Source organism: Arthrobacter sp. P4_F11 (genome assembly GCF_056401395.1).
The window spans coordinates 13,238-32,999 of sequence record NZ_JBFUJK010000026.1 but is presented as its reverse complement, the minus strand read 5'-3'; the positions used below and the strand labels follow the sequence as shown (position 1 = coordinate 32,999).

Below are 19,762 nucleotides of genomic sequence, written 5' to 3'. Positions count from 1 at the left end.
GCAAGGGCACCGTGTCCCTGGACGATATCCACGACGCGGAACTGATTTTTGTGGTCGGGCAGAATCCCGGCACCAACCATCCCCGGATGCTCTCAGCGCTCAAGGAATGCAAGGACAACGGCGGCAAGGTGGTGGCGGTGAACCCGCTGCCCGAGGCCGGGCTGTTCAACTTCAAGGACCCGCAGACCGTTTCGGGTGTGGTGGGCGGCGGCACACCTTTGGCCGACGAGTACCTGCAGATCAAGGTGGGCGGGGACCTGGCACTGTTCCAGGCCCTCGGCCACCTGCTCCTGGCGGAGGAGGAACGGAACCCCGGCACCGTCGTCGACCGGACTTTCGTCGAGGCGCAGACGGACGGCTTCGACGCGTACCGCGGCGCCCGCCGGGAGCTGGACTGGGACGAAATCGAGAAGGCCACCGGCCTGGCCCGGACGCAGATCGAGGACGTCGCCGGAATGCTGATCCGGTCCAAGGCCACGATCTTCTGTTGGGCCCTTGGCGTGACGCAGCAGCCGCACTCGGTGGACACCATCAAGGAAATGGTCAACGTCCTGCTCCTGCAGGGCAACTTCGGCAAGCCCGGCGCCGGCGCCTGCCCGGTCCGCGGGCACTCCAACGTCCAGGGTGACCGGACCATGGGCATCTGGGAGAAGCCCAAGGAATGGCTGCTCGAAGCCCTGGACAAGGAATTCCGGATCACCTCACCGCGCGGGCACGGCTACGACGCCGTCGAGGCCATGGAGGCCTTCGAGCGGAACGAGGTGGATGTGTTTGTGTCCATGGGCGGCAACTTCTCCCTCGCCTGCTCCGACACCGAAACCCTCGAAGCCGGGATGCAGCGGATCGGCCTGACCGTCCACATCTCCACCAAACCGAACCGGTCCCACGTGGTGCACGGGCGCACCTCGCTGATCCTGCCCACGCTGGGACGGACGGACAGGGACGACAAGCACCCGGGCGGCGCCCAGTTCCTGTCCGTGGAGGACTCCATGTCCGTGGTCCACTCCACGCAGGGCAGGCTCCAGCCGGTCTCCGGGCACCTGCTCGCGGAGCCGGTGATCATCGCCCGGATGGCCGACGCCACGTTCGGCGAGGACCACCCGGTCAACTGGAAGGCCATGGCCGGGGACTACGACGTGGTCCGGGACCACATCTCCCGCGTCATCCCGGGCTTCGGGGACTTCAACGCCCGGATCCGGACCAAGAACGGCTTTGTGCTGCCCAACCCGCCGCGGGACACCCGGTCCTTCAAGACGGACATCGGCCGCGGCCGGTTCACCGTCAGCCCGCTGGAGTACCTCACCCCGCCGAAGGGCCACCTGGTCCTCCAGACCATCCGCAGCCACGACCAGTACAACACCACGTTCTACGGCGTGGATGACAGGTACCGCGGGATCTCGGACGGGCGCAGGGTAATCCTGGTGCATCCGGAGGACTTGGCAGAGCTTGGTTTCCGGGACCGGGACCTGGTGGACGTGGTGAGCACGTTCCGGGGTCACGACCGGCAGGCGGACAAGTTCCGCCTGGTGGCCTACCCGACGGCCAAGGGCTGCGCTGCGGCGTATTTCCCCGAGGCCAACGCCCTGGTCCACAAGGAGAACGTGGCACGGGAATCCAACACCCCGGGCTTCAAGGCGATGTTCGTCCGCTTCGTGCCGCACCCTGTGGAGCGCCTCGAGCCGGCTGCCGCGCTTGGGGCGGCCACGGCGAGCTAGCCACTACGACGGAGCGGCCCCGCATCCTGGTTGGAATCCAGCCCGGGAGGCGGGGCCATTTTGTTGCGCCTCTTTGCTCCAGGTGGCAGATGACGGCAGTGTCCGACGCCGGGACTGCCGTTAAATGCCAGCTGGCGGCAGGAGGGCGGACTCCATTGTCTGTTCGCGCGAACGGCCCGCCAGCCTCGGGATTTCCCCAGACCGGCGGGCCGGATCGCGTCAGCCGCGCAGCCGCTCCATGCCGGGATCGAAGAGTGGCTCGGCCGTGACGGTCGCCGCGATGCGCCCGCCGAAGTACTCCACCTCTACGGCGTCGCCCTCGGTCACCGAGGCAGGCAGCCAGGCGTAGGCGATCGGCTTGCGCACCGTGTAGCCGTACGCGGCGCTGGTGACATAGCCCGCGGCCTCGCCGTTGACGTACACCGGTTCCTTGCCCAGCACCACGGACGTGCCGTCGTCCATGGTCAGGCACCGCAGCGCCCTGGTGGCCGGCTGATCCCTACATGCGGCCAGGGCTTCGCAGCCCACGAAGCCCTCTTTGTCCTTGGCGATCGAGAATCCCAGGCCGGCCTCATAAGGGTGGTGCTGGGAGGTCATGTCCGTGCCCCACAACCGGTAGCCCTTCTCGAGCCGCATGCTGTTGAACGCTCCACGCCCGGCCGCGATGATGCCGTGTTCCTTTCCTGCCTCGAAGAGGAGGTCCCACAGCTTCAGCCCGTACTCGGCGGTGGTGTATAGCTCCCAGCCAAGCTCGCCTACATAGGAGAGCCGCATGGCGGTGACGGGGATGCCGCCCACCGAGATGTCCTTGGTGCGGAAGTACTTCAGGCCCTCGTTGCTGAGGTCGTCCGTGCTGAGCTTGCCGATCACTTCACGTGCCAGCGGCCCCCAGAGCCCGATGCAGCAGGTGCTGCCGGTGATGTCGGAAACGTGCACCCACCGGGCTGGATCCGCCGCCGACTGCTTCCTGGCCTCGACACGGAGGTAGTCGAAGTCCACGTTGCTGTTCACGCCGAGCTGGAACTGCTCCTCAGCGAGCCGGGCGACCGTCACGTCGCTGCGGATGCCGCCGTCGTCCGCCAGCAGGAGGCAGTACGTCACGGCCCCCGGCTTCTTTGCGATGTTGCCGGTGCTCAGCCGCTGCAGCAGTGGCAGCGCCCCGGGCCCCGTGACCGCCAGCCGCTTCAGCGGCGTCATGTCATAAAGCCCGACGGCGGTACGCGTCTTCCACGCTTCGGCCGCCGAGATGGGGGAGTGGAACATCGCGGACCACTCGTCCCGCTCGGGTGCCTGCCATTGCGCCGGCAGTTCGTCGAGCAGGCCGCGGTTGGCCTCGAACCAATGCGGGCGCTCCCAGCCAGCGGACTCCAGGAAGAACGCCCCGAGCTCCTTCTGCCGGATGTTGAACGGGCTGACGCGCAGGTCCCGCGGGGATTCCTTGGGCTGCAGCGGGTGCAGGACGTCGTAGATTTCCACGAAGTTCTGCTGGGACGTTTCGCTGACATACTGGTCGCTGGTCTGAACCTTCTCGAAGCGCGTGAGCTCGCAGCCGTGCAGGTCGGTGCGGGACTGGCCCTCGGTGAGCAGCTCCGCCATGGCCCTGGCGACGCCGGCTGAGTGGGTGACCCAGACTGCCTCGGCAACGAAGAAGCCGTCGACGTCGGGGGACTCGCCCATCAGCGGGCCGCCGTCGGGAGTGAAAGAGAAGATGCCGTTGAACCCGTCCTCGATCCGGGCCCCGTGCAGGGCCGGAAGGAGGTCCTGGCTGTCCTCCCAGGCGGGCAGGAAGTCTTCCATCGTGAAGTCCAGGCGCGAGGGCATGCGGTGATCCGACATCTCCTCCGCGCCAACCCTGGGAAGCCGTGCCATGTCCACCGGCATCGGTCGGTGCGCGTAGCTGCCGATGCCGATCCGGTCGCCGTGCTCGCGGTAGTAGAGGTCCTTGTCCTGGAAGCGCAGGATGGGCAGTCGGGCTCCGTTGGGAAGTTCGTTCCGGCCCTTCAGCTCCGGAAGTGGCGTGGTCTTCACGTACTGGTGCGCCAGCGGCAGCAGCGGCACCTTCAAGCCAACCATCTTGCCGAGCTCGCGGCCCCAGAACCCGGCGCAGGACACCACAATGTCCGCCGGGATCACGCCGTCGGCCGTTTCGACGCCGGTGACCCTGCCCGAGGCCTGTTGGATGCCCGTCACGGTGGTGGAGCCGAGGTAGGTCACGCCGGCTTGGCGGGTGCGGCTGATCAGCAGCTGGACGGCGCGGGCCGCGGAGGCCAGGCCGTCGGTCGGGACGTGAAGGCCGCCGAGGACCTCGTTGCCGTTCGCCAGCGCCCCGGTGGTCAGCAGCGGGTAGTGCTTCCCGCACTCGTCGGGGTCGATGATCCGGCCTTCGATACCCCAAGAGGTGGCGTACCCCAGCTTGCGCTTGAGGTCCTGCAGCCGCACCTCGGTGGTGGCAAGCTCAAGCCCGCCGAGCTGGTTGAAGCAAGACACTCCGTCGGCGCTGAGGGAGAGCAGCTTGTCCACCGTGTAGCTGGCGAATTCCGTCATGGTCTTGGACGGGTTGGTCTGGAAGACCAGGCCGGGGGCGTGCGAGGTGGAACCGCCGGCCAGTTCCAGCGGACCCTGTTCGACGACTGTGATGTTGTTCCAGCCGCGGCTGGCGAGTTCGTCCGCGAGGTTGGTGCCGACGATGCCGGCGCCGATGATGACGACGCGTGGTGATGCGCTCATAAGTTGTTCTCCTGGTTCGCGTTAGCGGAATACGACGGTGCGGGTGTTGTTGAGCAGGACGCGGTGCTGGCAATGCCACTTCACAGCCCGGGACAGGGCCTGTGATTCGGCGTCCCGGCCAACCGTCACCAGGGCGTCCGCATCCAGGCTGTGGTCCACCCGGAAGACCTCCTGCTCGATGATGGGTCCCTCATCCAGGTCCGGCGTCACGTAGTGCGCCGTGGCCCCGATGAGCTTCACGCCGCGGTCATAAGCCTGGTGGTACGGCTTCGCGCCCTTGAAGCCCGGCAGGAAGGAATGGTGGATGTTGATGGCCCGGCCGCGCAGGTTTGTGCACAGATCATTGGACAGCACCTGCATATACCGCGCCAGTACCACCAAGTCGGCGTCGTACCCGGCCACGAGTTCCAGCAGCCGCGCCTCGGCTTCCGGTTTGGTGCCGGGGGCCACCGGAACATGGATGAACGGGAGCCCGGCGTTTTCGGCCATAGCGCGAAGGTCCTCATGGTTGGAAACCACGACGGCGATCTCCGCACCCAGGCTGCCCGCGCGCCACCGGTAGATCAGGTCGTTCAGGCAGTGGCCGAATTTGGAGACCATGACCAGGAGGCGCTGCGGCCGGCCGTCGTGGAAGTTGAAATCCATGCCAAACTCGGCGGCCGTCGCCGCGAAGCCGGCCGTGAGCCTCTCCGCGGTGGAAACCCGGTCGTTGAGCCCGTCGGAACCGGGATCTGGACGGGTTCCGTCACCCGTGTCCGTGCGCCCGCCGGTGAAGGCGGTGCGCAGAAACAGGTTCCCGCTGACGTGGTCATCGAACTGCTGATGCTCCACGATGTCGAAACCGCGGTCGGCCAGGAAGGCGGTGACGGCCCGGACGATGCCGGGCCTTTCGGGGCAGGCCAGGGTGAGGACGAACTCAGTCGTGCGGGTTTTGGGCGACGAGGGCTTAGCAGCGGCCTCGGCCGTTGCGGCTGGAATGCCGCCGGCGGGGCGGCCATCAAGAATTGTGGTCACGATTTCCTCCTACTTCGTGGCGACAGCGTCGGTAGAGGCGCCGGATTTGGCGTCGCTGTCTGTGGCATCGCCGGGGCAGCGGGTGGCTGAGGAACAGCGTCCGTCGCACTCATGCTTGGTCACGAGATCAAACTGGACGCCTCCGTGCTGTTCCACGCCGGTGCGGATGGCACGTTCGACGACGGTCGTGGCGAGCCTCTGTCGCAAGGCCAGCGGATCGCGGCGCAGGTCACGGGCCAGTGCGACGCACAGCAGCAGCATGACCAGAACGAAAGGCAGGGCGGCCACGATTGTGATGCGCTGCAGGCCGGATAGCGCTTCGGACGGTTCATCGCCGCCGGCTAGGAGCATCACGGCTGCCACTCCGCCGGTCAGCAGGCCCCAGAAGATCACGAGTCCGCGGCGAGGTTCGCTGGCTCCGTTGGAGCTCAGCGAGGCCATGATAATGGAGGCTGAGTCTGCTCCGGTGATGAAGAATATTGCCACGAGGACCATGGCCAGCACGATGACTGCGGTGGTTGCCCAGGGGGGCATGTTCAGGTTCTTGACCAGGTCGAAGAGGGCACCGTCGAAGGATATGGAGGGTGCGCCGTCGACCATCTTCACGAGGCCGTCAGCGGGGTTCTCTGTCTTGTCGGCTTGCTGCTGGATGCTGAAGGCAGTGCCGCCGAAGATGCCGAACCAGATCACGCTGACAATGCTCGGAACCAGCAGTACTCCGGTGACGAACTGCCGGATGGTGCGTCCCCGGCTGATGCGGGCGATGAACATTCCAACGAACGGCGTCCAGGACAGCCACCAGGCCCAGTAGAAGATCGTCCAGCTGGACATCCAGCTCCGCAGTGCCTCGTCTCCCACTGCTTCCGTCCGGGAAGACATTTCGGCCAGGTCCCTGGCATAGTCACCGATCGCGGCTGGAATCAGGTTGAGGATGAAGAGCGTGGGGCCGGCAACAAAGACGATGAGTGCCAGGACGACGGCCAGGACCATGTTGATGTTGGACAGCCATTGGATACCGCGGCTGATGCCGGATACCGCGGAGGCCACGAAGCAGGTGGTCAGGATGGCCACGATCACCACGAGCACCGGGGTGCCGATCTCCCCGACCCAGCCGTTGGACGTCAGGCCGCTGCCGATCTGGAGGGCGCCAAGGCCCAACGACGCTGCGGTACCGAACAGTGTGGCGAAGATTGCCAGGATGTTGATGAACTTGCCGACGGGCCCTTCGACCATCCGTATGCCAAAAAGCGAGGTGAAGGCCGCAGAGATGAGTTGTTTGCGCCCCAGACGGTAGCTGCCGTAGGCCATGGCGATGCCAACAACCGCGTACATTGCCCAGGGGTGCAGGGTCCAGTGGAAGATGGACGTTGCCATGGCGGTCTGGATGGCTGCGGGGGTCCGCCCGTCCACGGTTCCGGGCGGCGGTGAGATGTAGTGGTACAGGGGTTCAGCCACGCCGTAGAACATGAGCCCGATGCCCATGCCTGCGGCAAACATCATGGCTATCCAGGAGATGGTGCGGAATTCGGGTTTTTCCCCGTCTTTGCCTAGCGGGATGTTGCCGAACTTACCGACGGCGAGCCACAGCACGAAGACCACAAAGAGAGAAGCCAACACCATGAAGAGCCAGCCGGTGTACTCCATGACCCAGTCGAGAACGCCCTGCGACGTGGCAGAAAGGCTATCCCTTCCGAGGAAACCCCACATCACGAAGGCGACGGCGCATGCGCCCGTGATCCCGAATGTGACCTTGTCGAGGGTCAGCTTGCGGTTCCGACGTTCCGTCACGGCCCGCTCGGTCTTGCCCTGACGCAGTTCCTGCAGGAGCTGATCATAGTTTTCGGTATCCGGGACGAGTGCGGGAGGGAGGGGATCCGGGGCAGTTGGCTCCGCTTCCAAAGGTGTTGAAGGCGTGAGGACTGCCGCCTGCCCGGCGGGGGTGGTGACGTTGACGTCGGCGTCCACACCGATGTCACTGTTCAAGTTCGTGTCGCTGTTCAAGCCAATGTCACTGTTCAATGCCATGAGGGATTCCTCTGTTCGGATTCATGGGCTGGGGCTAGACGTGGCCGTCCACTGTCAGGCCTGGGGGGAGGTTGGGAACCTCATTGGATTCGGTGATCATGATGTCGCCGTCGATCACTGTGACTTCGTGGGAGCGGACCGGCAGCTTGGCCGGCGGGGCGTCGACGCTTCCCGTACGCAGGTTGAACCTGGATGCGTGGAGCGGGCATTCGACCCAGCAGTCCTCCACCCAGCCGTCCGCCAGGGAAGCATCCTGGTGGGTGCATGTGTCGTCAATGGCAAAGAGTTCGCCTTCCTCGGTGTGGAAGACGGCGATGGGCGGTGAGGTGTTCAGCCGCAGCGCTTCCCCGGGCGCCAGTTCGCTGAGCGGGCATGCCTTGTGCATGGAGGGACCTCTTCTTCGGTCGGGATCCTTGGCTGTGCAACTGCCGCTGGTGGTGTTCCGTAGTGAACAACAGCAATCGCAATAAGCAACAGAGTGCGGTAGGTCACAGTGCTTGTCAAGGTATTACCTCTCTGTTTCGTGCCAGGGTGCCTTTGGCGGAAGGACCCTTGACAGTGGGCATGGCATGAATCACGCTGTTGCACATAGCGATTGTTGTTGCGTAAGAAGCAATTGAAGGGACGTCGAAATGCAGACGCTTGCGATTGTGGGAGCTTCCCTGGCGGGTCTTTCCGCCGCCCGGGCGGCCCGCGCCCAAGGCTTTACCGGCCGGCTGGTCATTATTGGCGACGAGCCGCACCGGCCGTATGACCGGCCGCCGCTGTCCAAGGACTTCCTGCTCGGCGCCATCACAGCGGAGGACCTTTTCCTGGAGTCCGACGCCGACGAGCTGCAGGCCGAATGGCTGCTCGGTGCCGGAGCCGCGTCTTTGGATGCCTCTTCGCGAACCATCCTCCTGAGGGACGGCCGCAGCGTGACAGCGGACGGAATTGTCATTGCCACCGGCGCGAAGGCACGGCAGTTGCCTATCTTGGCGGGGCTGAGCAATGTGTTCACGTTGCGCACCCTGGCGGACGCACAGAGTCTTGCCCCCGAGCTGGTGCCCGGGAGCAGGATGGCTGTGATCGGGGCCGGTTTCATCGGCGCCGAGGTGGCCTCCGCTGCCGCGTCGCGTGGCATGGAAGTCACGATGATCGACACCAAGGCCGTCCCGTTCGCCGCCCAGCTCGGTACGGAGATGGGCGGCGTGGTGGCCGGGCTCCATGCCGCCAACGGCGTGGAGCTCATTTCCTCAGCAGTCATAGAGGACTTCTACAGCGGCGAAGGCAACGTCACCGGGCTCCGGCTGGCCGGTGGACGCTATGTGGCCGCCGACGTCGTGGTGGTTGGCATTGGAGCCGAGCCGAACACCGGCTGGCTGGAGGGCTCCGGCGTGGAGCTCCGCGGCGGTGTGCTGTGCGATGCCATGGGCCGCACCGGTGTCCCCGGGATCGTGGCCGTGGGCGACTGCGCATCCTGGTTCGACCTTGCAGCCGGCACACACCGCCGGGTGGAGCACTGGACCGGTGCCCTGGAGCGTGCGGCCCTGGCCGTTGAGGCGCTGCTGGACTCTGATGCCACGCCGAAGCCGGCAAAGCCTCACTATTTCTGGTCCGACCAGTACGGCGTCAAGTTGCAGTTCGCCGGCCACAGTGCCGGCTATGAACGGGTGGAGATCGAAGCCGGCGACGTCCTGACGCATAGCTGTCTTGCGGTGTACTACCGCGGGGATGTTCCGGTGGCGGTCCTCGGGATGAACCAGCCGCGGCTGTTCACGAAGTGGCGGCGCCTGCTCGCTGCACCCGCCCGGCCACTGGGCACGCCCACCGGGCAGGCTGCCTGCGCGGACGCCTCCGCGCTGGTGGCCCTGGTGGGGGCTGCCGCCGTGTCCTGACAACCGTGCCTGAAACCTGACCCAAGAATCCCGTCCCTACAAGTTCCAGCTTTCGTTGTTCGTTTTGTTCGTTAGGAGGACAAATTGTCTGTTGAGGTAAGCGCCCCGAGTCTGATCCCCACCCTGCCCGGTTACACCTACGTGGATGAAGCCGTATTCCGGGCGGAGCAGGAGCGGATCTTCGAGCAGATGTGGTTCTGCGCCGTCCGGTCCGCGGACCTGGACAAGGCGGGTGCCTGGAGGACGGTCCAGGTGGGGCGGGAGAGCGTGCTGATCAGCCGGACCCGCAAGGGCGGAATCCGTGCCTTCTACAACATCTGCCGGCACCGGGGCGTCAAGCTGTGCATGGAAGAGCAGGGCGAAGCCGCCCGCTCGTTCCAGTGCCCGTACCACGCCTGGACCTATGACTTCGAAGGCAAACTCATCGCGGCCCCCAACCTGACCAAGATGCCGGACATCGACCGGGACGAGTACGGCCTGGTGAAGGTCCATATCCGCGAATACCTGGGCTACGTCTGGGTGTGCCTGGCTGACGAGCCGCCGTCATTCGAAGAGGAAGTGATGGGTGCCATCGAGGAACGGCTCGGCGACCTCAAAGCGATCGAAGGCTACGACGTGGCCAACCTCAGCCTGGGCCGCCGGATCCGCTATGACGTGAAGGCGAACTGGAAACTCATCATCGAGAACTTCATGGAGTGCTACCACTGCGCCACCATCCACCCCGAACTCACCGAGGTGCTGCCGGAATTCGCTGACGGCCTGGCGGCGCAGTACTTCGTGGGCCACGGCGCCGAGTTCGGCGAGGACGTCAAGGGTTTCACCATCGACGGCTCGGAAGGGCTGGACCTGATTCCGGGGGTGGGGGAGGACCAGGACCGCCGGTACTACGCCATCACCATCAAGCCCACAGTGTTCGTGAACCTGGTCCCGGACCACGTGATCATCCACCGCATGTTCCCCATGGCCGCGGACCACACGATCGTGGAGTGCGACTGGCTCTACGTGCCCAGCGTCGTGGAGAGCGGCAAGGACGTCAGCGCGTCCGTGGAGCTGTTCCACCGCGTCAACCAGCAGGACTTCGACGCCTGCGAGCGGTGCCAGCCGGCCATGGGATCGAAGGTCTATGCCAACGGCGGCGTGCTGGTGCCGAGCGAGCACCACATCGGCGCCTTCCACGCCCAACCACCAGCGTGGAGTTTAACGCCCGGTGTAGCCCATCTTCGCGCTGATCTGCATCCCCGCCTGTTTCAGCGCATCGAGGAGTCCCGGCGCCGTCTCCGGATCAAAACGGAAGGCCGGCCCGGAAATGCTGACCGCGCCGATCACGGCTCCCACATGGTTGTACACCGGCACGGACATCGAGTTGAGCCCGATTTCGAACTCCTCCCGGACCACTCCGTAGCCGTCACGGGCGACGTCGATCAGCTGGCTTTCGAGCTTGTTCCTGTTGGTGATGGTCCGCGGCGTCCGGGCCGGAAGCCCGGTCTCCTTCAGGACACGGTCCCGCTCGTCCGCGGACAGTGCAGCCAGCAGCACCTTTCCACTGGAGGTCGCGTGGAGCGGCGTCAGGCTGCCCACCCAGTCGTAGGTGGCCAAGGTTGACGGGCCCATGGCCTGGTCCACGTTGACGGCGTAGTTGGAGCGCAGGACGGCCAGGTTCACCGTCTCCTTGAACTCCTCCGCCAGGCTTTCGAGTACGGGCCGGGCCTCGCGGACCAGGCTGAGCCGCCCGGGGATGGAGCTTGCCAGCCTCAGGATGCCGAAGCCCAGCTGGTACTTTCCGCGCTCGCTGTTCTGGTGGACCATTTCCCGGCTCACCAGCGAACCCAGCAGCCGGGAGACTGTGGACTTGTGGATGCCCATCTCGTCGGCGATTTCGCTCACGCCCGCGTGGCCGTCCCGCGCCAGGATTTCCAGGACCATAAGCGCCCGGTCCACTGACTGGACACCGCCGTGCTGGCCCGACTCCGCATCGACGTCGGACTCGGGGTCATTTTTGGAAGCCATGATCCATACTCTCAAGTAGTTTCTGCGGCTTGCTTACCCGCCACAAGGCCGCCTGTAGCGTCCTCTCGGTTAGTTCCACAGTTTCGATCCTATGCCGTGACGTGTGATGAGGCCGACATTGGGTAGGGACCCGCGCCAAGGAAGCCCAGCGACGCCCGGATCCGCTGACGACTGCGCCCCTCAGGAGTAGGGTTTGCCTTGGCGGACGAAGGGGTCGGCAGACGAAAGGGTCCACATGAGCTACAAATATCGAACCGTCCGGGTTCGCGGCACTGACCTGGTTGGAACCATCGCGCGCAAACACGGGGGCGCGCCTGAGATCTACGAAACCTCGAAGGACCCGAGCACCTCGGTTGTCCCGGTGTTCTTCCAGGCAACGGGTGAGGTCCGGTTCTTCGACAGGTCAATGCTGGAGGACGTCGTGACGCCGGCCAGCTAGCAGCGGTGTTGCACCGCTGCTGCAAACGGAAAAATCGCCTTGGCGACCGTTCCGGCAGGACGACCCGCGCCCCTTTATTCGAAGCGCGGGGCCGGCCGGGAGGGCCCTTTGCGTGGGTGTCCGCATGGCGTTGACACTGCTCAGGGCCGCGAGGAGGATTTGTTTTGGGGGGCCTCTTCGAAAGGAGCCCTAAATGCCGTGGCATGTCGAAGGTACCTATTTTGAGAACTGCAATTGCGACATGGTCTGCCCGTGTACGGCGACAGGACAGACGGCACCGGCGGACAATGACCGTTGCAACGTGGCCTTAGCCTTCCACGTGGAAACCGGCGAAGTCAACGGTGTCGACGTCGGCGGTCTGACAGTCTGCGTCGTGGCCGATACCCCGGCCCTGATGAGTGAGGGGGGCTGGAAGGTCGGTCTCCTGATGGACGCCGCCGCCTCCGCCGAGCAGGCCGAAGCGCTCGGTGCAGTCTTCGGCGGCCAGCTCGGCGGACCGATGGAGGGCCTCGCTCCCTTGATCGGTGAAATGGCGGGCATGGAGTCCCAGGAAATGGCCTACGCCGACGACGGGCGGAACCATCAGGTCCGTATTGGCAGTGCCGTTGACATGGTGGTCGAGGACTTCATGAATCCATTTGATTCCACAGGGCGGGGAGTGAAACTTAGTGGGGTCGGATTCCCGGCCGACACTCTGGCAGCCGGCACAGCCAGCACCGCCAGCGTCGATGTGTTCGGGATGACCTGGGATAACGCCGGCAAGAACTCTTTCTCGGCCCCCTTCGCCTGGTCCGCTTAGGTGCCGGGCAGCAGCCGCCTGACAGCCGGCCACCATGCCGGAGAGTTGGCGCTGATCGGGTGCGCCGCACTGGCCTGGTACCTGACGTTCTTAGGCCTTTCCGACATGTCCACAGGCCCGGGAACGATGGGATTGAGGCTCTGGGGTTTCCTGGCGGTGTGGACGCTGATGATGGCAGCCATGATGTTGCCGGCGCTGGCGCCCCTGACTTCGATGTATCTCAGATCCATCCGCGCCGTGCGCAGCAGCCGGGTCAGGGCCATCCGGACAACGGCCCTGGTAGGCGGCTACCTTCTGACATGGATCGGATTCGGCGTCGTGGCCTACGCGGCCGCGGCCCTGTCTGCGCTGCTGGCTGAGAACGCGGCGGACATCGCACCCTGGGTGGGTGCCGGCGTCCTCGTGGCGGCCGGAGCCTACCAGCTGACCCCGCTGAAGGACTTCTGCCTCAGGCACTGCCGGTCGCCCATAGCCTTCCTGCTGCACGTATCCGGGTACAAGGGCCGCTTGCGGGACGTCCGCGTCGGCATGTATCACGGCGTGTACTGCGTCGGCTGCTGTTGGGGGCTCATGCTGGTGCTGATTGCCGTGGGCGTGATGAACCTGGCGTGGATGGCCGTGCTCACGGTAGTTATCTTCCTGGAGAAGACATGGAAATACGGGCCCGCCTTCAGCCGGATAACTGGTGTCTCGCTGATCGTTTTCGCGCTCTTCGTCCCGGCGCACCCGGAGCTGCTGCCAGGGCTATACATGCCCGCGCCCATGTGAGGGACGCTGACCACCGTCTTCGAATAAGAGTCAGGGGATCGACGTCGGCACGGGGCCCCGCGCCGTCATCGCTTCTACGGCGTGCCCCCGTGGGCGGGTCGGCGCGAAAACAGAGTGCTGACCAGCCGGACCCCAAAGCCTTCATCCAGCGGCGAGCCGCTCAGGAAGAACCGGTAGTAGATCGGCCCCAGCAGGAGGTCGGTGAGCATCTCGGCGTCGACGTCCGGGCTCAGGTCTCCTCGGGAGATGCCCCGCTCCACCAGGAGGCGTACATCTGCCACCCGGCGGTTCACCACCCGCTCCCGGTAAGCACGCGCAAGTTCCGGGTCCGCAGCGACCTCCGATACGAGGCCCTGCATGATGCGGCCTATCAGGGTGGAGCTAAGGAGCTCGATGGTGCGGTCAACCACTGCCGCCAGTTCGGCGTACGTATCCCCGACATCCGGCGTCGTCCCCAGGTACTCGACCGAGTCCAGCAGGACGGCAAGTGCGAGGTCGGTCTTCGACCGATACCGGCGGTAGATGGTCGTCTTGGCCACGCCGGAACGGTTCGCCACGCCCTCGACAGTCAGGCCGTTGACTCCAGACTCCGCGAGCATTTCCCTCGTTGCGGCAAGAATCAACTTCTCCGTCCTCGCGCGCCGACCCGTGTCCGCGGGTTGAGGGGCCGCGGCCGTCCCGTCCTCGCCCGTCACTGTGGGGTTAGCCACATCCACGCCCCCTTCCCGTTCCGCGCCAGAAGCGCTAAAGTTAATAACGCTACGCAACGTAGCGTTTCGAGGGTGGTTGAAGCAACCCCCACCCGACAAACCCACAACCACCCTACGCACTTTTAGGAGCGCCGACATGGCCACAGATCGTTACCAGCGCGGACTCGACCGCATGATGGAACTCGTCTCCACGGAACACGCCAACACCTTCGACCACGTCAAGCTCGTCGAGTCCTACAAGAGCCTGGACGAGGACCTGTCCGACTACATCGTCTCCTTCGCCTTCGGGGACATCTACTCCCGGACTGCCCTGACCCAGCAGGAGCAGACACTGGTGACCATCTCCACGCTTGTTGCCCTGGGCACCGAGCCCCAGTTGAAGTTGCACATCAACACAGGTTTCAATGTGGGCCTGACCAAAGAGAAGATCGTCGGTGCCCTGATCCACTGCATCCCCTACATCGGGTTCCCGCGCGTACTCAACGCACTGACCCTCGTCAAGGAGGTCATGGCGGAGCGCGGTCTGACCCCGGACTCACCCACGGACTGAGATGCTACTCCGCCCATCGCCTCCCACAATCTCCTCCCTCACACTCAAGGAACGCTCATGCATTTGGTAATAGGACTCGGACCCATCGGCGGAAACATCGGCGCACACCTCGCCGAGCTGGGGCAAGCTGTTTATGGCTACGACTTCAACCAGGACCGCATCCGGGAGTGGTCGGACGAGAACAAATCACCGGCCGGCAACGACCTCGCCGGTGTTGACTGGCCGTCGGTCGACAGCGTCCACATTGCGGTGCGGTTGGCCGACCAGGTCTCCTCCGTGTTCGAGGCCCTCAAAGACCATACCGAACGGCCGCTGACCGTCTTTGTCCACACCACGCTCGCACCCGCGGACGCCCGGAGGATCTTTGCGTCGGCTCCAGAGTCCTGGCGCGCGTTCGAAGCCCCGGTCTCAGGCGGCCCCCAGGGTGCACGCCACGGTTCGATGACCATCTTCCTCGCCGGCCCTGCCCCCACCGACGCCGAGGGCAGGTTGCTGGCTGACATCTCCGGCCGCGTCTTCCGGATGCAGTCCTATGGCCAGCCGGCCTTGGTGAAACTCCTCAACAACGCCCTGGCTACCTACAACCTTGCCGCCACATCACGGATGCTCAACCTCGCGGCCGAACACGGAGTACCCGCCGGGGACCTCTTCGAGGTCATCGGTGTCTCCACTGGGCAGAGCTGGATGAGCGACAACCTCGTCGACGTCCAGTACGACCTGCTCCTCAAGGACGTCGGCCTGCTCCGCGGTGAACTCGGCTCGCTCCCCACCGGAGACCTCAACGACGACGTCGAACAGGCGATCCTCCAGGCACGTGCCCTGCTGGGCGCCGATCCCGGAAACGAGTGAGCCCAGGTGAGCCAGCCGAGGCTGGCTCACCTGGGAACGGGATCAGGCGGTCGTGACGGTGTCCAGTTGATGCACCCGGTCCGCCGCCCGGCGACCACCGAGCAGTTCCGTCGGAGTCTTGGACGTCTCGCGCAGCCCGATCACCGCGACCGCGGCAATGCCGGCGGCAACCGCGCCGAAGATTGCCACCGGAAGCCAGCCCGACGGGCCCGGCTTGAGGAGAATCGCCGCGACCATCGGGGCGAATCCGGCAAGGAGGTTGCCGAGTTGGTTGCTGACGGCCATGCCCGTGAACCGGACGGGTGCGGGGAATTGCTCGGCGAAGAACGATGTCCACACGCCGTTGTAGCAGCTGAAGAACAGCGTCATGTTAAGGAACGCGAAAATCGCGATCAGCACGATATCCGTCGTCGAGATCGCCCAAAGGTATCCGAAGATCGTGAGCGAACAGCCGGCAGAGGCGATCAGCATCGTCTTCTTGCGGCCGATGACGTCGGAGAGGTAGCCGGCCGCAGGGATTCCGATAATCGACAGCGCAATTGCGCCGGAGATGATCGCGAGCATCGCGCTCCGGTCCACCCCGACTGAGGTGGCATACGAAAGGCTGAACACGGCGAACAAGGTCTGCATCGCTGCCATCAATGACGCCCCGGCGACGCGGATGACCTTCCGCCAGTGGTACTTGAACACGTCGTTCAACGGCAGCTTGCGAACGGCGCTTTCTTCCTTCGCCTCGGCGAACACCGGGGTTTCGTCCAGGTGGCTCCGCACGTAGTAAGTAATGACGACGACGACGGCGCTGAGCCAGAAGGGAATCCTCCAGCCCCAGCTGTAGAGTTCCCCGGCGGGCAGGAGCGCCACCGGCAGGAACACAATGGTGGCCAGCGAGCAGCCGACTGCGTAGCCGACCATAACGAAACTGGTGAAGAATCCACGGCGCCCGACGGGGGAGTGCTCGACGGTCAATGTCGAGGCTCCCGCCGACTCGGCCCCCGCGGAGAAGCCTTGAACGACGCGCAGGACCATCAGCAGGGCCGGGGCCAGCAGGCCCACCTGGTCGTACGTCGGAAGACAGCCGATGGCGAAGGAGGCGATGCCCATCATGACGACCGTGGCCAGCATGACGCGTTTGCGGCCGATTCGATCGCCGAAGTGTCCCATCACCACCGCACCGACGGGCCGTGCCACGTAGCCCACTGCGAAGGTGGCGAACGATGCGATCAGCGCAACGGTGGGATCGCCGGAGGGAAAGAACAGCACGTTGAAAACGAGGGCGGCCGCGGCGCCGTACACGAAAAAGTCGTAGTACTCCAGGGCGCTGCCGAGCAGCGCAGCTGTGGCCGCCCGCCGCGGTGTCATCGCGGGCCGCGAAGATATTGGGTGTGTCATTTGTTTCTCCTTTGAAACAGGACTGCGGGTCTGCAACAGGACTGTGGGGCGGCGCAACGCTGTCTCCGGTCTTCGCAAGCGACGGTGATGATGCGACAAAAAATGGGACGGGATTAGTGCACAACGCCTGGCGGCGCTGCGTCCGTGTGCCTGCTTCCACCGTAGGGGTGTGCGCTGCGTCACAGGTGTTCCGATGTGGAACAGTCGACGGGAGCTGCGCCTGTGGGGGCCGCCATGACCGAGGCAGGGAGCAGGGGAGATCGGCGCTGAGAGTCCGCAATGCCAAAGCACGGCCATCCAGTGCGGATGGCCGTGCATTGTCTTGAGGAATACTTTTGGGAATCGGAACCGCTCAGGAGAAGGCTGAGAGACCTGTGATTTCCCGTCCCAGGATCAGGGACTGGATCGAGTCGGTGCCTTCGTAGGTGTGAACCACTTCCATGTCGGTGAGGTGGCGGGCCACATGGTGTTCCAGCAGGATTCCGTTGCCGCCGAACATGTCCCGGGCATCCCGGCAGAGCGTTCGTGCCTTGTCCCCGGTGAACATCTTGGCCAGGGAGGCCTGCTCGTTGCTGAGCCGGCCCTCGTCCTGAAGCGCCGCCGTGCGGAAGCAGATCAGCTGCATGGCCGTCAGGTCCGCGAGCATGTTGGCGAGTTTGTTCTGCACCAGCTGGTAGCTGGCAATCGGGTGGCCGAACTGGACGCGTTCCCGGGCGTACTTGACCGCCATCTCGTAGGCGGCGGTGGCGTGGCCAAGGGACTCCCAGGCCACGGTGCTGCGGGTTGTGTTGAGCACCGCTCCGACGTCGCGGAAGGACGTCGATTTTGCCAGCAGGTTTTCCGCGGGGATCCGCAGGCCCTCGATTTCGATCTGTGCCTGCTGGATGGCCCGCTTTGCCATCTTTCCCGTGATGGCCTCGGCGTGGTACCCGGCGGGGTAGGTGCCGTCGTCGTTCTTCTCCAGTACGAACGCCTTCACCTTCTGGTCCGCGGTGTCCCGGGCCCAGATGATGACGAGGTCCGCCACATGGCCCAGCCCGATCCAGCGCTTGGATCCGTTGATGACGTAGTGGTCACCGTCCAGCTGCGCGGAAGTCTCCAGTGCCACAGAGTCTGAGCCGTGCGCCGGTTCTGTCAGCGCGAAGGCGCCCAGCTTTTCCAGTCTGGCCATCGGCGGCAGCCAGCGCTGCTTCTGCTCGTCGCTGCCGAGGAGGTTGATGCTGCCCATCGCCAGTCCGGAGTGGACCGCGTTGAAGGTGTTGATGCTGCCGTCACCGCGGGAGAGTTCCATGGCGACGAGTCCGGTCTGCAGCCGGGTCAGGCCCGGGCAGCCGTAGCCTTTGATCGCGGTGCCGATGATGCCCAGTTCAGCGAACTTTGGTACCAGCTGATAGGGGAAGTCCGCCTTCTCCCAGTATTCGTTGATGATGGGAGTGACGTCCTGTTCGACGAAGGAACGCACCCGGGCGATCAAGGCACGGTCGGCGTCGTTGAGGTAGTCGTCCAATCCATAGAAGTCGGAATTGACGGACATGTCCGTTGTGGTGGTCATCAGTGCTCCTCGGAGGATCGTGTGGGAGTACCGGCAAAACTGCCGGCCGAAACTGCAGTATCTTCGCCGAGCCACGCGCGCACGAGCTCAGCGCCGCTGTCCAGACCGGGCGGGGTGAGGTCGTAGCTCACCGGGGTCCTGGAGAGCCGGATGGGGTTGCGCACGCCGGGCTGCGTGTTCTCGCCGTGCCCCACGGTCACGACGGGTTCCAAGCCGATCCGTTCCGCGAAGTCGATCCCGGCCCTCAGGTCCTGGATCGGCGCGCACGGGAGTTTGGCTTCGGTGAGGATGTCGAACCATTCGGAGGCGGTCCGGGTCGAGAGGCGCTCCAACAGGAGCGGCCGCAGTTCCGTGCGGTTGGCGCTGCGCAGCGGCGCTTTCTCGAAGCGCGGATCCGTGGCCAGCTCCGGCCGGCCGATGGTGGCGCAGAAGGTGCGGTACTGGGAGTCGTTGCCGATCGCAATGACCAGCTGCCCCTCGCCGGTCTCGAATGGCTCGTAGGGGTAGATGCTGGGGTGCTCGTTGCCCAGCCTGGCCGGAACGGTCCCGCCCAGCACGACGGCCGCCGTCTGGTTCACCATGCCGGAGAGCGCGGAGGACATCAGGTTCATTTCCACCAGTTGGCCTTCCCCGATCCGGTCCCGGTGCCGCAGGGCTGCGAGGATGCCGATGCAGGCATGAAGGCCGGTGATGACATCGAATACAGCAACTCCGGAACGGAACGGCCCGGTATCCGGCGCTCCGGTGATGTCCATCAGTCCGGACAGGGCCTGGATCAGCAGGTCATAGCCGGGGAGCTGGGCGCCGCCGGCGGTGCCGAAACCCGTGATCGAGGCGTAGACAACGTCCTTGTTGGAGGCCGCGACGGTGTCGTAGTCCAGTCCGTAGCGCACCAGGTCACCCGGTTTGAAGTTTTCGACGACGACGTCGGCCCGTTCCGCGATGCGCTGGGCCGTCCGGCGGTCGTCCGGATCGCGCAGATCGAGCTTGATCGAGGTCTTGTTGCGGTTGATCGAGAGGAAATACGTCGAGTAATCCCCGCGGGTGGGCGGGCGCCATGCCCGGGTCTCGTCGCCGGCCGGGCTCTCAATCTTGATGACGGTCGCCCCGAGATCGGCCAGCAGCATGGTGCAGTATGGTCCGGCCAGCACCCTGCCGAAATCTGCGATGACGATGCCGCTGAGCGGGCCATCCGAACTGCGGCCGAATGCCGACGTCTCAGGGGTGGCGGAGTGTTGGCTGTCCATCGATGGGCTCCTCGAATAGTGTTCTCTCCCTCCACCATGACGGAGGACATTGCTATCCGTCCAATACTTATTGATGGCCCTTTTGTTGCGTCAG

Annotated in this window: 16 protein-coding genes and 1 pseudogene; 8 read left to right on the top strand and 9 right to left on the bottom strand. The window is 64.9% G+C overall.

The features are described from left to right. Positions 1–1,715: FdhF/YdeP family oxidoreductase (locus tag AC1DRO_RS20390; RefSeq protein WP_476952223.1), on the top strand; the 1,715-nt coding region annotated here is incomplete at its 5' end. A 219-nt stretch (positions 1,716–1,934) separates the two neighbouring features. Here the strand turns inward: AC1DRO_RS20390 and AC1DRO_RS20385 are convergent. From AC1DRO_RS20385 to AC1DRO_RS20370, 4 genes are read right to left on the bottom strand one after another with little or no spacing between them, the layout of a single operon-like run. After that, a complete protein-coding gene (locus AC1DRO_RS20385) occupies positions 1,935–4,442 on the bottom strand; it encodes a GcvT family protein (protein WP_476952222.1) in 2,508 nt (835 codons plus the stop codon). Between the two features lie 21 nt (positions 4,443–4,463). Then, entirely contained in the window at positions 4,464–5,456 is a 993-nt protein-coding gene (purU, locus tag AC1DRO_RS20380; RefSeq protein WP_476952221.1) for a formyltetrahydrofolate deformylase, read from the bottom strand. A 9-nt stretch (positions 5,457–5,465) separates the two neighbouring features. Continuing rightward, positions 5,466–7,481 carry a BCCT family transporter gene (locus AC1DRO_RS20375; RefSeq protein ID WP_476952220.1) on the bottom strand — a complete coding sequence of 672 codons (2,016 nt, stop codon included), beginning with the start codon at positions 7,479–7,481 and terminating at the stop codon, positions 5,466–5,468. Between the two features lie 34 nt (positions 7,482–7,515). Continuing rightward, positions 7,516–7,866 carry a bifunctional 3-phenylpropionate/cinnamic acid dioxygenase ferredoxin subunit gene (locus AC1DRO_RS20370; protein ID WP_028276214.1) on the bottom strand — a complete coding sequence of 117 codons (351 nt, stop codon included), beginning with the start codon at positions 7,864–7,866 and terminating at the stop codon, positions 7,516–7,518. A gap of 247 nt (positions 7,867–8,113) precedes the next feature. Here AC1DRO_RS20370 and AC1DRO_RS20365 point away from each other — a divergent pair, with 247 nt between their 5' ends. Continuing rightward, positions 8,114–9,358 (top strand): NAD(P)/FAD-dependent oxidoreductase, encoded by a 1,245-nt coding sequence (locus tag AC1DRO_RS20365; protein WP_476952219.1) that lies wholly within the window; start codon positions 8,114–8,116, stop codon positions 9,356–9,358. A gap of 84 nt (positions 9,359–9,442) precedes the next feature. After that, positions 9,443–10,534, top strand: a pseudogene (locus tag AC1DRO_RS20360) (aromatic ring-hydroxylating oxygenase subunit alpha); the annotation flags it as partial. A 21-nt stretch (positions 10,535–10,555) separates the two neighbouring features. On the opposite strand, the gene AC1DRO_RS20355 reads toward AC1DRO_RS20360, so the two are convergent. After that, positions 10,556–11,365, bottom strand: coding sequence for an IclR family transcriptional regulator (locus AC1DRO_RS20355; protein WP_028276217.1), 810 nt, complete (start codon positions 11,363–11,365; stop codon positions 10,556–10,558). A 235-nt stretch (positions 11,366–11,600) separates the two neighbouring features. On the opposite strand from AC1DRO_RS20355, the gene AC1DRO_RS20350 reads away from it, so the two are divergent. From AC1DRO_RS20350 to AC1DRO_RS20340, 3 genes are all read left to right on the top strand, one after another. After that, positions 11,601–11,804, top strand: coding sequence for a hypothetical protein (locus AC1DRO_RS20350; RefSeq protein ID WP_043435465.1), 204 nt, complete (start codon positions 11,601–11,603; stop codon positions 11,802–11,804). A 193-nt stretch (positions 11,805–11,997) separates the two neighbouring features. After that, a complete protein-coding gene (locus AC1DRO_RS20345) occupies positions 11,998–12,603 on the top strand; it encodes a DUF1326 domain-containing protein (RefSeq protein WP_028276219.1) in 606 nt (201 codons plus the stop codon). Between the two features lie 105 nt (positions 12,604–12,708). Continuing rightward, positions 12,709–13,371 (top strand): DUF2182 domain-containing protein, encoded by a 663-nt coding sequence (locus tag AC1DRO_RS20340; protein WP_459384654.1) that lies wholly within the window; start codon positions 12,709–12,711, stop codon positions 13,369–13,371. 74 nt (positions 13,372–13,445) lie between these two features. Here the strand turns inward: AC1DRO_RS20340 and AC1DRO_RS20335 are convergent, their stop codons facing one another. Beyond that, positions 13,446–13,994, bottom strand: a complete 549-nt coding sequence (locus tag AC1DRO_RS20335) for a TetR/AcrR family transcriptional regulator (protein WP_476952218.1) — start codon at positions 13,992–13,994, stop codon at positions 13,446–13,448. Positions 13,995–14,217: 223 nt separating this feature from the next. Here AC1DRO_RS20335 and AC1DRO_RS20330 point away from each other — a divergent pair, with 223 nt between their 5' ends. Further along, the gene (locus AC1DRO_RS20330; protein ID WP_476952217.1) at positions 14,218–14,631 is read left to right on the top strand and encodes a carboxymuconolactone decarboxylase family protein; all 414 of its coding nucleotides are present in this window, start codon (positions 14,218–14,220) and stop codon (positions 14,629–14,631) included. A 57-nt stretch (positions 14,632–14,688) separates the two neighbouring features. Next, positions 14,689–15,480, top strand: a complete 792-nt coding sequence (locus AC1DRO_RS20325) for an NAD(P)-binding domain-containing protein (RefSeq protein ID WP_476952216.1) — start codon at positions 14,689–14,691, stop codon at positions 15,478–15,480. A 42-nt stretch (positions 15,481–15,522) separates the two neighbouring features. Here the strand turns inward: AC1DRO_RS20325 and AC1DRO_RS20320 are convergent, their stop codons facing one another. From AC1DRO_RS20320 to AC1DRO_RS20310, 3 genes are all read right to left on the bottom strand, one after another. Then, positions 15,523–16,869, bottom strand: coding sequence for an MFS transporter (locus tag AC1DRO_RS20320; RefSeq protein ID WP_476952215.1), 1,347 nt, complete (start codon positions 16,867–16,869; stop codon positions 15,523–15,525). Between the two features lie 352 nt (positions 16,870–17,221). Further along, positions 17,222–18,421 carry an acyl-CoA dehydrogenase family protein gene (locus AC1DRO_RS20315; RefSeq protein WP_476952214.1) on the bottom strand — a complete coding sequence of 400 codons (1,200 nt, stop codon included), beginning with the start codon at positions 18,419–18,421 and terminating at the stop codon, positions 17,222–17,224. Further along, positions 18,421–19,668 carry a CaiB/BaiF CoA transferase family protein gene (locus AC1DRO_RS20310; protein ID WP_476952213.1) on the bottom strand — a complete coding sequence of 416 codons (1,248 nt, stop codon included), beginning with the start codon at positions 19,666–19,668 and terminating at the stop codon, positions 18,421–18,423. The genes AC1DRO_RS20315 and AC1DRO_RS20310 overlap by 1 nt, the downstream gene beginning before the upstream one ends. Between the last annotated feature and the right edge of the window lie 94 nt (positions 19,669–19,762).